Origin of the sequence: Streptomyces sp. NBC_01775 (assembly GCF_035917675.1) — a bacterium.
Lineage (GTDB): Bacteria > Actinomycetota > Actinomycetes > Streptomycetales > Streptomycetaceae > Streptomyces.
This window is the reverse complement of the sequence record NZ_CP109104.1, coordinates 967,770-982,262: the sequence shown is the minus strand read 5'-3', so window position 1 is coordinate 982,262 and position 14,493 is coordinate 967,770. Positions and strand designations below refer to the sequence as shown.

Here is a 14,493-nt window from a genome sequence, read left to right as displayed (position 1 = left end):
GTGAGGCCGCGCCGTTTCCCGAAGGAGCTTTCATGACGGCTTCGGCACCCCCTGTCCCGGCTTCGGCACCTCGTGTCGCGATCATCGGAACCGGCGTCATCGGCGCCATGGCAGCGTGGCAACTCGCCGCCCGCGGCGCGGAAGTCCTCGCCTTCGACCGCTACGGACGGGGCCACGACCGTGGTGCCTCCGCGGGCGAATCCCGCATTTTCCGCACCGCCTACAAGGAAGGCGGCTCCTATGTGCCGCTTCTGCGGCGCGCGGGAGAACTGTGGAGGGAACTGGAGGCCGTCAGCGGCAGGCAACTGCTGACCATGTGCGGCGGACTGACCATCGGTGCGCCGGACGAACCCGATGTGCTCGCGGTGCGCCGCTGCGCGGAGGAGACGGGACTTCCGCACGACATTCTCGACAGCGCGAGCGCGGCGTGGCGCTTTCCCCAACACCGCCTGGACCCCGGCGAAATCGCCCTTCTCGACCCGAACGCCGGCGTCCTGCGCCCCGAGCCGTCCGTCCAGGGCGCGCTCGACGCGGCGGAAGAGGCAGGGGCGAGGATCCTCTCCTACACCCCGGTCGAGGGCTTCGAAGAGACCCCCGGAGGCTGGCGGCTGCGGGCCGGCGGCGAGACGCACACGGTCGACCACGTCGTCCTCACCCCCGGGCCCTGGGCCACGGCGCTGGGCCCGTCGGCCGCGATCCCGGTGGAGCCCCGGCTGATCACCGCGTGCTGGTTCGCCGCGCGCGACGTAGCCGCACACCGGCCCGAACGGCTGCCGATCGCGATCCGGCGGCACCCCGAGGCCGGATTCTCCTGCTTTCCCCTGCTCGACGGGGTCGCCGTGAAGATCGTGCCGCACCACCTCGGCTGGCCCGTCATCGACAGCCCGGACGGACTTCCGCGCAGCGCGGCCCCCGAATTCGCGCAAGCGGCCTCCGCGGCGGTCGCGCGGCTTCTTCCCGGACTGGTGCCGCAACCCGTGCGCATCGGCACTTACGCGGAGGGCTTCACGCCCGACGAACACGCCGTCGTCGGCCCGCTTCCCGGGGCGGCGAACGCCACCGTTCTCACCGGATTCTCCGGACACGGCTTCAAACTCGCCCCGGTATTCGGGGAGATCGCTGCCGATCTGGCGCTGCGCGGAAAGACGGAGCACGACATCGGCGAACTGAACCCGCAGCGGTTCACGCAGGGAGCATAACCAGCACAAGTCCCACATCCCCCAACACGCGCGCGGCGTTCCCGGACCGCGCGTGCTGGTCCCGTCATGCCCCACGGAGGCAGGCCATGCCCAGAAACTCGACCGGCCAGATCATCGCCATCGTCATCGCGAGCCTGCTGATCATCGCGTTGGGCGCACTGCTGTCGATGTATTTCGGCAAGCGTGCGAAAAGCTCCGCCGACTGGCTCGCGGCCCCCGAATCGCTCCCGCTCGGCGTCGTCGTCATCACGCAGTTCGCCACCGCTGTCGGCGGCGGGGTGCTGATCGCCCACGTGGGCATCGCCTACGCGTCGGGCTGGTCCGTTTTCGCCTATGAGGGCTGCGTCCTGCTGGGATTCCTCGGCCTCGCCCTGATCGCGCGCTGGCTGCGCGAGCAGAAGTTCACCACCGTCCCCGACATCGTCAGCAAACTCTTCGGCACCAGCAAAGCGGTCACCGGCGTCGCCGGCATCGCGGCGCTGATCGTGCCCTTCGGCTGGCTCGCCACCCAATTCGTCGCCTTCGCCAAGCTCTTCGGCGAACTCACCGGAATCCACGCCAACATCCTCATCGTGGCGATCATGGTGGGCTCGCTGATATTCGTCCTGCCCGGCGGACTCACCTCGGTGGTCTGGACCGACTTCATCTTCGGCATCTTCAAGATAGCGATGTCGCTCTTCGTCGCCGGCTACGCGATATACCTGGCGGGCGGCTGGGGCGGCATCACCAGCAAGGTGCCCGACGGCCTGTGGCAGCCGAGCGGGATCACCGCCGCCGGGGGAGAGCAGATATGGCTGTGGGTGGCGGCCATCGTCCCGGGCACGCTCACCAACCAGCTGTATTACCAGCGGGTCTTCGCCACGAAGAAGGTCTCCGACGCCCGCCGCGGACTGGTCCTCTCCGGGCTGACGATCCTCGTCGGCGGCCTGTACGCGGGCTGTATCGGCCTCGCGGTCCGCGCGATGAATCCCGGACTCGGCAACCCCGAGGACGCGGCGGGCTGGCTGATCACCCGCCTGCCGGCGACACTGCTGGTCATCTACGGTGCGTTCCTCGTCGCCACGATCATCTCCACCACCGGCGCCGCCTTGCAGTCGGTCGTCGCGAACATCATCCGCGATCTGCACCAGAACGTGTTCGGCCGTACCAGGGGCGACCGCGAAACGGTGTCGCTCTCCCGCATGTTCACCGTCGTGGTGGCCCTCCTCGCCGCCGCGCTCGCCATCGTCTTCCCCAGCGCGCTGGACTGGCTCGTCGCCAGCTACGCCTACTCGGCCGCCACCTTGGCAGCCCCGATCTTCGTCGGCTATCTGCTCCGCAAACGCTTCGCGCTGCGGCCCGTCGCCGCGCTGGGCAGCATGCTCGCCGGCATCGCGGGCTGCGCCCTCGCCCAGTTCGCCGATACGACCGTTCCCTACGCGGTCTACGGCATCGCGGCCTCCGTCGTCGCGCTGCTGGTCTTGCTCGTACCCGGCCTCCACAGGAAACCCGGCGTCGGTTCCGGCCCCGAACCCGGCCCCGGCACCGACACCGGGCCCGATGCCGCCAACAGCCTGTCCACCGTGGAAAAGTGAGGAAAGAGCACATGCGAGTCGCGATCGTCGGACTGGGAATCATCGGCGCGAGCACCGCCAGATCACTGGCGCTCGCCGGCGCCCACGTAACGGTGTTCGAGCGCACAGCGCCGGGCGCGGGCACCACGGGGACCTCCTTCGCCTGGATCAATTCGCACAAGAAGAATCCGCTCGCCTACCACGAACTCAACGTCGCCGGAATCTCCGAACACGAGGCCCTGGCGCAGGACGGCGGCGACTGGTTCTTCCGCACCGGAAACCTGGAATGGGCACGCGGTGCCGGCATGGAGAGCCTCGCGGCCGACGTCGACGGGCTGCGGGGCCGCGGCTACCCGGTGGAGTGGATCACCGCCGAACGCGCCGGTGAACTCGTGCCGGACCTGCGGATGCCGCCCGGGGTGCCCGACGTCGCCTGGTACCCGAAGGAGGGCCACGTCCTGCCGGTCGCGCTGCTGGCCCGCCTGTGGGGCGAAGCCAGGGACCTCGGTGCCGAGCTGCGCTGCCCCGCGCAGGTCACCGGCGTCACCGACGAGAGCGCCGGCGCCCGTGTGACGCTGGCGTCCGGCGCCACCGAGCGCTTCGACGCGGTCGTCCTCGCGGCGGGCCGCTGGAGCGAACCGCTGGCAGCGTCCTGCGGGCTGCCGCTGCCCATGGCCGACCCGGAGGCCGCGGGCTCGGCCTCCGTCGGCCTCCTCGGCTACACCGCACCGCTGCCCGCGCGCGTCGGCCGGGTCCTGACGACGCCCGAGCTGAACGTACGGCCCGACGGCGGCGGCCGGCTCGTGGTGCAGGGGCTGGACCTCGACGCCGACGCGGACCCGGCGCACGTCCCGCCCGCCGACGGCGAGCACGCCCGCGAACTGTGCGCCCGCCTCCGCGCACTGGTGGACGGCACCGAGGGGGCACGCCTGGAATCCCTCCGCGTCGGCCAGCGCTCCATGCCGGCGGACGGCAAGACGGTCGCCGGATTCAGCGCCACGGGCTCCGTCTACGCGCTCGCCACCCACAGCGGCATCACGCTCGGCCCCCTGCTGGGCAGGCTCGCGGCACAGGAAATCGTCTCTCGGAGGACGAGCCCCCTGCTGGCGGGGTTCCGGCCCGAACGGTTCGCGGGCGTGGACAAGGAGTCCCTGGCCCCACTCGCCCCGGCCCGCTTCGCCGGACAACAGTAGGACGGTGCGGGCCCCGGCCCCCGCTGGCCGGGGCCCGCACCCTCGAACGGATCCGCTGCCTGACGCGCAACCGGGACGCCATCGGCGAGTACCTCGACGCCGTGCTGGACCGCCGCGACCGCCCCCGCGCGCAGGAGCCCGCCGCGCGCTGATCGCCGCCGGAGCCGTCAGACGGGCGGGCGCTCGTCCGTCTCGGAGGACGCGCCCCAGGTCGAGGGAAGGACCTCGGGAGTGGCGGTGCGCGCGGGCAGCCCCGCGAAGGACTCCATGTAGGAGAGGGTGTACGGGGTGGGCCCGTGCCACTCGACCAGCATGACGCTGGCATCGTCGCGCAACTGCCCCTGGTGGTATTCGAGGTGGTGCCGCACCAGACGGCGCAGGGTCTCGGGCGCAGGCAGCAAGTCGCTGTGGTGCCGGGCGAGGAAGTCGGTGAAGCGGGCGAGCCCGAACTCCTCGCCCTCCGGGTTGCGGGCCTCGGTGAACCCGTCGGTGTAGACCAGCAGCCGGTCACCGGGCTCCAGCTGCTCGACGCACACCGTGTCCCGCATGCCCAGGTCGGTGCCCATGGGCGGAGTGGGTTCGCCGGACAGGGGGACGACCGTGCGCCCGCCCCGGATGATGACCGGCGTGGGGTGGCCGCGGTTCACCCAGCGCAGCTCGCCGGTGTTCGCGTTCAGCTCGCCCAGGAAACCGGTGGCGTAGCGCTCCCCGGCGAACTGCTCCACCAGCGCCCGCTCGACCGCCTGGGACACCCCTTCGAGGGTGCCGCCCTGGCGCCGGTGGTTCCGGCAGGCGGCCACGGCCAGGTTGGCGGTCAGCCCGGCGGCCGTGTCGTGGCCCATCGCGTCGAAGAGGTCCAGATGCACCGTGTCGGCGGCCATCGCGTAGTCGAACGCGTCCCCGCTGACCTCGTAGGCGGGCTCCATCAGCGCGCTGAGCAGCACCCGGTCGGTGGCCATCGTGCGCGGCGGCATCAGCCGCCACTCCATCTCGGCGGCGACGTTCATCCGGCGCCGCCGCACCAGCCGGGCGTAGGAGTCGCTCGTCCCGCGCTTGCTGACGAGGAGCAGCGCCACCAGCCCGGCCAGATTGCGCAGCGACTCCTCGCCGCCCCCACCGCTCTCCCGCTCCTCACCCCCGGCCCCGGCGTCCCCCGCACCTCCGGGCCCGGCGTCCTCGCCCGTCTCCTCCGTCATACGGAGCACGCCCATGCGCTCGGTCCCGTCCACCAGCGGCACCCACCACTCGCGCGTCGGCCCGGACGAGGCGGCGAGGACCTGGCCCAGCTGGAAGGCCCGGCCGGCCACGGTGCCCTCGACGGGCAACTCCGCCGGGCTCCCCCGCGCCAGCCGCCCCGCGTCCGGGCCCTGGCCGGTCAGCAGGAACAGCACATCCTCCTGGAGATCGGCCAGGTAGATGAGCACCTGCGACCACCCGGCCCGCGCCGCGTGTTCGGCGACCACCGAGGGCACCTGTTCCAGCAGCACCACATGGCTCGCCCCGATGAGATCGCCCAGCACCCGTAGCCGGGCTTCGGCGCTGCTCATACAGGCCCCTCTCAGGTACGGGCCCTCCTCATGGAAACAGGCCCAGTACCGGACGACGGCTTCTGGGGGGACCGGCGTCAGCCGCTCAGGTCGAGCTTGCCGAACAGCGCGGCGTAGCCGGAGGGCAGCTGGCTGATGATCTGGTTGACCTCGCCGCCGGACACGGCGTCGGCCAGGGTGGTGAGGACCGCCGAGGCGTCCCACTGAGTGGTGTGCGGGCGCGCGCCGACGCGGTCGGCCACCCGGTGACGGAACTCCTCGACCCCGTACGACTCGGCCTTCCGGTCCGGGTCGAGGTCCATCCACTCCGGCATGGGGTCGGGGAGCTGTGAGGCCAGATCCGCCGCCTCGCCCGGGGTCAGCCGTGAGGCGAGCACGGACAGTACGGCTTCCGTGACCATGGCCGCCTCCTTGGTGTCGCTGTACTCCCCGCGCTCACGCACCCGGGCCAGAAACTCCTCCTGTTGCATCGCCGCCTCCTCTCGCGCCCCCCGGCTTTCGCGCTCCCGATTTCGAGGCTCCCCGATTCGGGCCCCCGCTCCTGGCTCTCCGCGGAGTTCCCTGCGCGCAGGCGGCGAAAACGGCTGTGGTCCCAGGCCTGTGACCTGGGGAGGCGGGCGAGCGGTTCCTCCCGGGCAGGCCCGGCGCACCACCGTTCAAGACGGCGGGGCCCTTGTCCGCCAGGGTCGGGCCATGCCAAGCAAGAAGGGCGTACACAGCCCGTACTTTTCGCTGTCGGTCACCATGGTGCTGTGGGGGAGCGCCTTCTCCAGCTCCAAATCCGTGGTGGACCACGTACCGCACTCCGTGGCCGCCCTGCTGCGGTTCGGAGGCGCCGCCCTCGCTCTTCTCGTCGCGGTGGCGCTCCTCGGCGGTGGCGGCGGACCGGGTGGGCGGGGCGGAACGCGGCCGAAGATCTCACCGCGCGTGGGCGGGCGTGCGGCGCTCGCAGGCGTCCTGGGGGTCTTCGCTTACAACAGCTTCTTCTTCTGGGGGCTCTCGCTCGCGCCTTCCCTGGACGCCGGCATCCTCATTCCCGTCATGAGCCCCGTGCTCACCAGCTTGTTGCTGCTGGTCACGGGGCGGGAGCGGGCGTCGGGGATGCGGGTGGCCGGGCTGGGACTGGGGCTGGCCGGGGCCGTGCTCTTCTTCCTGGGGGCCGGAGGCAGCACACACGGCGATCCGTCGCGGCTCGCCGGAGACGCCCTGTTCCTCCTCAGCGCGGTGTGCTGGGCCGCCTATACGCTCGCCGGGCCCCGGGTACTGGCCGGTATCGATCCGCTCCGGGCCACCACGTACGCCACCTGCGCGGGAGCCCTGCTGCTGGGTGTGATGGCCGCGCCCGACATCCCGCGCGTGGAGTGGGGCGAGCTGCCGCCTGGCGTGTGGCTGAACGCGGTCTATCTGGCCCTGGGCGCCGCGGCCGTCGCGAATCTCCTCTACTACCGGGGGGTGGGAGCCGTGGGGCCGGCTTCGGCCTCCTTGATGATGTTCACCGTCCCGGTGGTCAACACCGCGTGCGGCACCCTGTTTCTCGGGGAGACCTTCGGTCCCGTGCAGGCGGCGGGGGCGCTGGTGCTGCTGGCGGGGGCCGTCCTCGCCGCGCTCCAGGGGCGCCTCTCGCGGCGCACCGCCGCGGCACGGCCGCTCCCCGGACAGGGACACCTGGCCGGGGAGCGGGAGGGCACCGCGCAGCAGTGACGGAGCGTCAGGTGAGCTCCGCCGCCACCAGCTCGGCGGTCCTGGCCACCAGGGGGTTGTCCGTAGGGCCCTGTGGGTCGTACTTGGTGGAGAGGACCGACAGCACCAGCGGGGAGCGCCCGGGGGGCTTGACGACGCCCACGTCGTTGGCGACGCCGTACTGGTCGCCGCCGCCCGTCTTGTCCGCCAGGATCCAGTCGTCGGGCAGCCCCGCGCCGAAGCGCTCGCTGTTGGTGGTGTTCGCGACCAGCCAGCCCGTAAGCCGCTTGCGGTCCTCGGGCTGGAGCGCGCGCCCGGCGACGAGGTGCCCGAACGTCTTCCCTACGGCGCTGGGGCTGGTGGTGTCCGTGATCCGGTCGGGCTCCGCCGAGTTCAGCGCCGGCTCCCAGCGGTCGAGCCGCGTCGTCGTGTCGCCGAGCGAACGGCAGAAGCGGGTGATGCCCGTGGGGCCGCCCAGCTCGCGCAGCAGGAGGTTCCCCGCGCCGTTGTCGCTCTCGCTGACGGCGGCGGCGCACAGTTCGGCGCCGGTCATGCCGTTGGCGATGTTCTCCGGCTTTCCGGTGACCGGGATGTAGCCCGAGTCCTTGACGAACTTCTCGGTGTAACGGATACGCCTGGCGAGGAATTCGCCGTCGTGGTCGACGTCCCGCAAGGCCGCCGCCGCGGCGAGCGCCTTGAACACGGAGCACATCGGGAAGCGTTCGTGGGCGCGGTAGGAGACCGTCGCGCCCGTGGCGGTGTCCAGGGCGAAGACCCCGAGCCGGGCCGCGTACTCCTTCTCAAGTGCCCGCAGCCGCTCGGAAATCCCCTCCTCGGACGTCGAGGCGTACGCGATACCGGGTGTGGGCACCAGTGTGGCCACCGCCGTACCGGCGCCGAGGGCCAGAAGGGTCCGGCGGGACGGAGCAGCTCGGGTCAGACGCACGGTCGTCCTCTTTCTTGTCGCTTTGCCTGGTCGCATTGCGTGGTCGCGTTACCGGCCGAGGTTCTTCAGGAGAGGTTCTTCAGGAACCGCGCCGCGACCGGACCGGCGTCCTTGCCGCCGGAGCCGCCGTCCTCCAGGAGCACCGACCAGGCGAGCTGGGAGTCGTCCTGGTAGCCGATCATCCAGGCGTGGGTGCGCGGGGGCTTGTCCGTCCCGAACTCGGCGGTGCCCGTCTTGGCGTGCGGCCCGCCCGGCACGTCCTTCAGCGCGTCTCCGGAACCCTTGGTCACCACCGAGCGCATCATGGAGCGCAGGTCGGACACCGTCCGCGTATCCAGGTTCCGGGGCGCACGGTGCTTCTTGCGCACCCCGTCCGGCACGAGCACGGGCTGCTGGAACGTCCCGTTCTTGACGGTGCCGGCCAGGGACGCCATCACCAGCGGGGATGCCTCCACCCGTCCCTGGCCGATGACGGCGACGGCCTTGTCACCGTCGCTGGTGTTGGCCGGGACGCTGCCGTCGAAGGTGGCGGCGCCCACGTCCCACTTGCCGCCGATGCCGAACGACTCGGCGGTGGTGCGCAGGGTGGAGTCGGACAGCTTGTCCCTGGCCCCGATGAAGAAGGTGTTGCAGGACTGCGCGAAGTCTTCCTCGAACGTCGTGCCCGCGGGCAGGCTGAACTGGCCCTGGTTCTCCATGCGCCGGCCGTCGGCCTGCACGAACTTGGGACAGGGGCCGGCGTCGGCGGGGCGCATTCCCTTGTTCAGGAGGGCCGCCGCGGTGACGACCTTGAAGGTGGAGCCGGGCGCGTAGCGCCCCTCCAGTGCCCGGTTCATGCCGCCGGGCTTGTTGGCGGCGGCGAGGATGTTCCCGGTGCGCGGGTTGACGGCGACGAGCGCCGCGTTCTTCTTGACCCCCGACAGGGCGTCGGCGGCTGCCTTTTGGACGCGCGGGTCGATGGTCGTACGCACCGGACGGCCCTTGGCCTCCTTGGTGGCCGTCAGCTTCTTCACGGCCTTCCCGGTGTTGCGGTCCGCGACCACCACGGCCTTGCGCGGGCCCTTCCCGCCGGAGAGTTGGTCGTCGTAGCGGGCCTGGAGCCCTGAGGTGCCCTTGCCGCTCGTGCCGTCGACCCCGCCGGTCAGCGAGGCGGCCTGGAGCTCATCGCCCTTGCTGTCGAGTATCTTTCCCCGGGCGTCCTTGCCGGAGAGCGCCAGTGTCTGGCCCGGCCGCAGCTTCGGATGCACCATCGGCGAGGAGAACATCACGGTCCACTTGCCGGACCGCTCGCGCAGGCGGGCCTCGGAGTCCCAGGCGTACGCGCCGGCCCCGGGTATGCGCATGTTCACTTTGAAGGGCACCCGCACGTCGCCCTCGCCCTTCCGCTCACCGTCCCCGGTGGTGATCTTCGTCCGGGACGGCTTGAGGTTCGTCATGACCGAGTCGAGAAGCGACTCGGCCTCGGTCGGGCTGTCGGTGTACTCGCCGGCCTGCTTGGCCTGCTTCTTCTGCCAGGCCCGCAGGAAGGGTTGGAGGCGCTCCTGCGCGGCTGTGACCTGGGGGTCGGTGGAGCCGTCGCCGAGAAGCCGATAGCCGGCGTAACCACCGCCCGTCATGAGCAGGACGAAGGCGAGGATGCCCAAGGCCCAACGCCGGCCGCGTCGAGGGCGGTCCTGTGCGGGCCGTATCGGGTATTCCGGGTGCGACAAGGCGTCCTCCTTCGGTGTGCCGGGAGCCGATCACAGTCAAGGCGGCAGTTTGTCGCCATGTCGAATACACTCTCGACGTCGAATCGATTCGATCTGCATATCCACGCACGTCAGGGGAGCGCGTTGCTCACCGAACGACACCTGGAAATCTTTGTCGCGCTGGCCGAGGAGGAGCACTTCGGCGCCGCCGCGCAGCGCGTGGGCATCACGCAGCCGCCCCTGTCCCAGGGGCTGCGCAGGCTGGAGGCGCTGCTGGGCGTCCGCCTCTTCGACCGCAGCCGGGGCGTCACCCTCACCGACGAGGGCTCGTTGCTGCTGCCCCACGCGCGCCGGGCCCTGGCCGCGCTCACGGAGCTGCGGGAGGCCGGGGCACGCGAACAGGCCGAAGGCCGGCGGCTGCGGCTCGGGCTCGCGCCCGAGGTGCCCGCGTGGGTCGCGGCAGCCGTCGCCGCGGCCCCGGCCCGCGCCGGGGAGCGCACCCGGCTGGTGGTCTCCACGGCGCCGACCGCCACGCTGCTGGCGGAGACCGCCGCCGGGCGGCTCGACCTCGCCGTCATCCGGCATCCCGCCGTGCTGCCCGGGCTGGCCGCCGGCCCGGTGGTGCTCTTCCCGACCCGGCTGCTGACCCCCACGGAGTCCCTGGCCGGGCCGCGGGGGAGCGGGAGTGGTCTGCCCGTCGCCGTACGCCCGCGCGAGGAGGCTCCCGCGGCGCACGACCTGTTCGTCGACACCCTGGCCAGCCGCGGGCGCCGGGTGGAGACCGTCGTGGTCTCCGACGAACGCGCCGGACTCGCCCTGGTGGCGGCCGGCCAGGCGACGCTGGTCACCGCCGACACCACGCTGAGTGCCGACGGCGTCGAGAGCACCCCGGCCACCGACCCCCCGCTGCCCCTGCGGCTGCGGGTGGTGTGGGACGCCCGGCGGCCCGGCGGCGAGGCGACAGCGCGGACGGCGCAGCTCCTGGTGGACGCGCTGTCCTCACAGGTGGCGGAGTGAGCGGGGCCGGGCGGGAGAGCGACGCCCAGCGGGCGATCCGCGGCATGTTCGCCGACGCCGGGGTCCGCGGCTGGCTGCACGTGGCGGAGCTGCGCCGTCCGACGGCATGCGTGACGGTCGACCCCGACGAAGCGGTCCCCGTGGGGTCCGTCTACAAGGTGCCGCTGATGGTCACCTTCTGCCGGCTGGCGGACGCCGAAAGGATCGACCCCGCCCAGCGGGTGACGCTCGGTCCGTCCGACCGGATGCCGGGGCCGACCGGCATCTCCGTTCTGCGGGACCCGGTCACCGTGTCGCTGCGCGACCTGGTTGTCCTCATGATGAGCATCTCCGACAACACCGCCGCCGACGTGGTGCTGCGACGGGTCGGCACCGCCGCGGTCGACGAGGTGTGCCAGGACCTCGGCATGCCGGACACCCATGTCCTCGGCGGGGCCGCCACCACGTTCGAGCAGCTGGTGACGGAGACCGGGGCCGAATCGCTGAGCGCCGCGATGGAGCGCATGTCGGACAACGACACCACGGTGCCCGCCGTCGTCTACAAGCCCTGGTCCAAGGCGTCCACCACGCCTGCCGACATGTCCCGGCTGCTGCGGGCGATCTGGACCGGCACGGCAGCTTCTCCCGAGAGCTGCGCTTTCATGCGCGAGACGATGGGCAGGCAGGCGTGGTCGCACCGGCTCGCCTCCGGGTTCCCCTACGACGACGTGACCGTCTTCGGGAAGACCGGGACGTTCGGATCGATGCGCCACGAGGCCGGAGTGGTCGAGCTGGCGGACGGCAGCGTGTACACCGCCGTGGTCTTCACCCAGGCGGCCCGCGCGGACAGCAAGCTGCCGCGCGCGGACGCCGTCATCGGCGCGGCGGCCCGCGCCGCTGTGGAGGAGCTGCGCGGCAACGAGGGCACGTGATGCCGGGTGCGGATGCGGGTGCCGGGGTGACAGGGGGGACGCCCTTGACGGGGTGACGGGGTGACGGGCTCAAAGCGTCACCGGTCAAGCCGGTGTGCCCGCGACGGGCTCGAAGCGGTAGTCGCTCCCCTCGGGGACGACCAGCCCGGCGGTCGGCGGCGGGAAGTGGCTGCCCAGGAGCAGGGCTTCGGTGCCGGCGAGCCTGGCGAGCAGCTCGCGCCGGCTCCGTGTGGCCCGCACCGGGTCGGTGTCCACGCAGCTGGTGATATCGGGATGCCGCAGCTGCACAGGATGGTGGACGCAGTCGCCGGTGATGACGGCGGTACGCCCCGCGCTGCTGAGTTCGACGGCGACCTGGCCCGGGGTGTGGCCCGGCGTGGGCAACAGGCGGACGCCGGGTGCCACTTCGGTGCCGGTGTCCGGTACGTCGACCAGGTCCAGCAGGCCCGCGTCACGCACGGGGTGGACGGAGTCGCGGAACATCTGCTTCCGGGGCTCCTCCAGTTCCGCCGACGCCCAGTGGTCCCACTCGGCGCGCGAGGTCAGATACCGGGCGTTCGGGAAGGTGGGGACCCAGGGGCCGTCAGCGCCGTCGGTGCTCCCCTCGGAGCGGGTGTTCCAGCCGACGTGGTCGGTGTGCAGATGGGTCAGGAGGACCAGGTCGACCGACTCGGGCGGAAAACCGGCCTCGGTGAGCCGCTGGAGGTAGGCGGTGTCGAGGTCGTGCCAGGCCGGGTTGGCCCGCGTCTTGCCGTTGCCGATGCCGGTGTCCACGAGCACGCGCAGCCCGTTCACGGTGAAGGCGAAGCTGTGGCTGGCCAGGCGGAGCACGCCGTCGGGGGCGGCGAAGTGCGGCTGGAGCCACGGAGTGCGGCCGACGAGGTCGGGGGTGGCCTCGGGCAGGAGCCAGGGGCCGGTCTGTGCGGGAAGCGCGACTTCGTCGATGCGGTGGACGAGCAGGTCGCCCACGGTCCAGGTCTGGTGCATGCCCCGGGATCTCCTTCTAAAGCGATTCTTTTGCGTTAACGGCACGGTAGGCCGTACGGTGCCGTTAACGCAAACATTCCGCTTTAAGGAAAGGTGCACCATGACCACCCCGGATCTCACCCCGGCGGAAGGCGCCCGCTGGGCGCTGCGCGCCGGCGTGCCCCTCGAAACCGGGCGGCACGAGGCGGTGGCCGCCACGGCCAACCACATCCACGGCGTCCTCGCGGTCCTGCGGAACCTGGACCTCGGCGAGACCGTCCCGGCCGCCGCGTACCGCGCCGTGCGCACCGAGGACGAGGACGGGACGAAGGGGGCCGGCCATGCAGCCGTATGAGCTGACGCTCGCCGACGCGGCGAGGGCGATCGACTCGGGGGAGTTGTCGCCGGTCGAGCTGACCGACTCCGTCCTCGGCCGTGTCGCGGCGGTGGAAGCGCGCCTGGGGGCCTACGTCTCGGTGGCCGCGGACTCCGCGCGCCGCGCCGCGGTCCAGGCGGAACGGGACATCGCGGCGGGTGGTCACCGGGGCCCGCTGCACGGAATCCCGATGGGGCTCAAGGACCTCATCGATGTCGCGGGCCTGCCGACCACGGCCGGCTCCCGGGTGCGCGAGGGCCACATGGCCGTCGAGGACAGCACCGTCGCGGCCCGGCTCCAAGGCGCGGGCGCGGTCCTGCTGGGGAAGACCCACACCCACGAGTTCGCCTTCGGGCTGACGACCCCGCAGACCCGCAACGCGTGGGCCCCCGGCCGCGTCGCGGGCGGATCCAGCGGCGGATCGGCGGTCGCGGTCGCCGCGGGCGAGGCCACCTTCGCGCTGGGTACGGACACCGGCGGCTCCATCCGGGTCCCCGCGGCCCTCAACGGCGTCGTGGGCCTCAAGCCGACCTACGGCCTGGTCCCCCGGCACGGGGTGACCTCCCTGTCCTGGTCCCTGGACCACGTCGGCACCCTCACCCGCACCGTCGAGGACGCCGGACTCGTGCTCGCCGCCATCGCCGGGCACGACCCCCGGGACCCGGCCTCGCTGCCCGGCCGGCCCGCCCTCGGGCCGCCCCGTGCGGGGGAGCGCCGCGCGGGGGAGCGCCTGACCGGGCTGCGTGTCGGCGTCCCGCGCAACTACTACTTCGACCGGGTCGCTCCCGAGGTGGAGAAGGCGGTCCGCGACGCCATCGGGCACCTGCGCGAGCTGGGCGCCGAACTCGTGGACGTCGACATCCCGATGTCCGAGTACGTGCAGGCCACCCACTGGGGCCTGATGGTGCCCGAGGCCACCGCCTACCACGAGGAGACCCTGCGCTCTTCGCCCGAGCGGTACGCCCCCGACGTCCGCGTCCTGCTCGAAGCCGGCGCGCTCGTCCCGGCCGGCGACTATCTGCGCGCCCAGCGTGCCCGCACGCTCATGCGGCAGGCGTGGGCCGGGCTGTTCGACGAGGTCGACGTCATCGCCGCGCCGACGGTGACCTCCACCGCTGCCCGCAGCGACCAGCACAGCGTGCGCTGGCCGGACGGGACCGAGGAGAGCGTGAGCGACACCTACGTCCGGCTCTCGGCCCCCGCGAACATCGCGGGCGTCCCCTCGCTCTCCCTTCCCGTCGGCCTCGACGGGGAGGGGCTGCCCGTCGGCATGCAGCTCATCGGCAGGCCGCTCGGCGAGGCCACGCTCCTGGATGTCGGCGGGGCCTACGAGGCGGCGGCCCGGGGAGTGGTGGCGGCGCTCGCCCCCGCCGGGTGAACGGGCGGCGGGCCGGGGCCGGTCAACGGGACCCACGCT

At 72.3% G+C, this 14,493-nt stretch carries 13 protein-coding genes; 8 read left to right on the top strand and 5 right to left on the bottom strand.

From position 1 onward, the window contains the following. Nucleotides 1–32: 32 nt before the first annotated feature. The 3 genes from solA (at nucleotide 33) to OHB04_RS04740 (ending at nucleotide 3,945) form a co-directional block, all read left to right on the top strand. Nucleotides 33–1,199, top strand: a complete 1,167-nt coding sequence (gene solA, locus OHB04_RS04750; protein ID WP_326806863.1) for an N-methyl-L-tryptophan oxidase — start codon at nucleotides 33–35, stop codon at nucleotides 1,197–1,199. A gap of 86 nt (nucleotides 1,200–1,285) precedes the next feature. After that, a complete protein-coding gene (locus tag OHB04_RS04745; RefSeq protein WP_326806862.1) occupies nucleotides 1,286–2,773 on the top strand; it encodes a sodium:solute symporter family protein in 1,488 nt (495 codons plus the stop codon). A gap of 11 nt (nucleotides 2,774–2,784) precedes the next feature. Then, a complete protein-coding gene (locus OHB04_RS04740) occupies nucleotides 2,785–3,945 on the top strand; it encodes an NAD(P)/FAD-dependent oxidoreductase (protein ID WP_326806861.1) in 1,161 nt (386 codons plus the stop codon). A 167-nt stretch (nucleotides 3,946–4,112) separates the two neighbouring features. On the opposite strand, the gene OHB04_RS04735 is transcribed toward OHB04_RS04740, so the two are convergent. Both OHB04_RS04735 and OHB04_RS04730 read right to left on the bottom strand, forming a co-directional pair. Then, nucleotides 4,113–5,492, bottom strand: a complete 1,380-nt coding sequence (locus OHB04_RS04735; RefSeq protein WP_326686412.1) for a PP2C family protein-serine/threonine phosphatase — start codon at nucleotides 5,490–5,492, stop codon at nucleotides 4,113–4,115. 77 nt (nucleotides 5,493–5,569) lie between these two features. Further along, a complete protein-coding gene (locus tag OHB04_RS04730) occupies nucleotides 5,570–5,962 on the bottom strand; it encodes a DUF2267 domain-containing protein (protein ID WP_326686411.1) in 393 nt (130 codons plus the stop codon). Between the two features lie 223 nt (nucleotides 5,963–6,185). Between OHB04_RS04730 and OHB04_RS04725 the strand changes: the two genes are divergently transcribed. Then, complete coding sequence (locus OHB04_RS04725) at nucleotides 6,186–7,193, top strand: DMT family transporter (protein ID WP_326686410.1); 1,008 nt, start codon at nucleotides 6,186–6,188, stop codon at nucleotides 7,191–7,193. 7 nt (nucleotides 7,194–7,200) lie between these two features. Here OHB04_RS04725 and bla read toward each other — a convergent pair whose 3' ends face one another. Both bla and OHB04_RS04715 read right to left on the bottom strand, forming a co-directional pair. Continuing rightward, nucleotides 7,201–8,154, bottom strand: coding sequence for a class A beta-lactamase (bla, locus tag OHB04_RS04720; protein WP_326686409.1), 954 nt, complete (start codon nucleotides 8,152–8,154; stop codon nucleotides 7,201–7,203). Between the two features lie 29 nt (nucleotides 8,155–8,183). Further along, nucleotides 8,184–9,827: a penicillin-binding transpeptidase domain-containing protein gene (locus OHB04_RS04715; RefSeq protein ID WP_326806860.1), complete on the bottom strand. Its 1,644-nt coding sequence runs from the start codon at nucleotides 9,825–9,827 to the stop codon at nucleotides 8,184–8,186. Nucleotides 9,828–9,950: 123 nt separating this feature from the next. On the opposite strand from OHB04_RS04715, the gene OHB04_RS04710 reads away from it, so the two are divergent. Further along, nucleotides 9,951–10,823 carry a LysR family transcriptional regulator gene (locus tag OHB04_RS04710; protein ID WP_326686407.1) on the top strand — a complete coding sequence of 291 codons (873 nt, stop codon included), beginning with the start codon at nucleotides 9,951–9,953 and terminating at the stop codon, nucleotides 10,821–10,823. Then, complete coding sequence (locus OHB04_RS04705) at nucleotides 10,820–11,734, top strand: serine hydrolase (RefSeq protein WP_326686406.1); 915 nt, start codon at nucleotides 10,820–10,822, stop codon at nucleotides 11,732–11,734. The genes OHB04_RS04710 and OHB04_RS04705 overlap by 4 nt, the downstream gene beginning before the upstream one ends. An 84-nt stretch (nucleotides 11,735–11,818) precedes the next feature. Here the strand turns inward: OHB04_RS04705 and OHB04_RS04700 are convergent, their stop codons facing one another. Then, nucleotides 11,819–12,721 carry an MBL fold metallo-hydrolase gene (locus OHB04_RS04700; RefSeq protein WP_326686405.1) on the bottom strand — a complete coding sequence of 301 codons (903 nt, stop codon included), beginning with the start codon at nucleotides 12,719–12,721 and terminating at the stop codon, nucleotides 11,819–11,821. A gap of 100 nt (nucleotides 12,722–12,821) precedes the next feature. Between OHB04_RS04700 and OHB04_RS04695 the strand changes: the two genes are divergently transcribed. Both OHB04_RS04695 and OHB04_RS04690 read left to right on the top strand, forming a co-directional pair. Then, complete coding sequence (locus OHB04_RS04695; RefSeq protein WP_326806859.1) at nucleotides 12,822–13,055, top strand: hypothetical protein; 234 nt, start codon at nucleotides 12,822–12,824, stop codon at nucleotides 13,053–13,055. Continuing rightward, nucleotides 13,042–14,454 (top strand): amidase, encoded by a 1,413-nt coding sequence (locus OHB04_RS04690; protein ID WP_326806858.1) that lies wholly within the window; start codon nucleotides 13,042–13,044, stop codon nucleotides 14,452–14,454. The genes OHB04_RS04695 and OHB04_RS04690 overlap by 14 nt, the downstream gene beginning before the upstream one ends. Nucleotides 14,455–14,493: the final 39 nt, after the last annotated feature.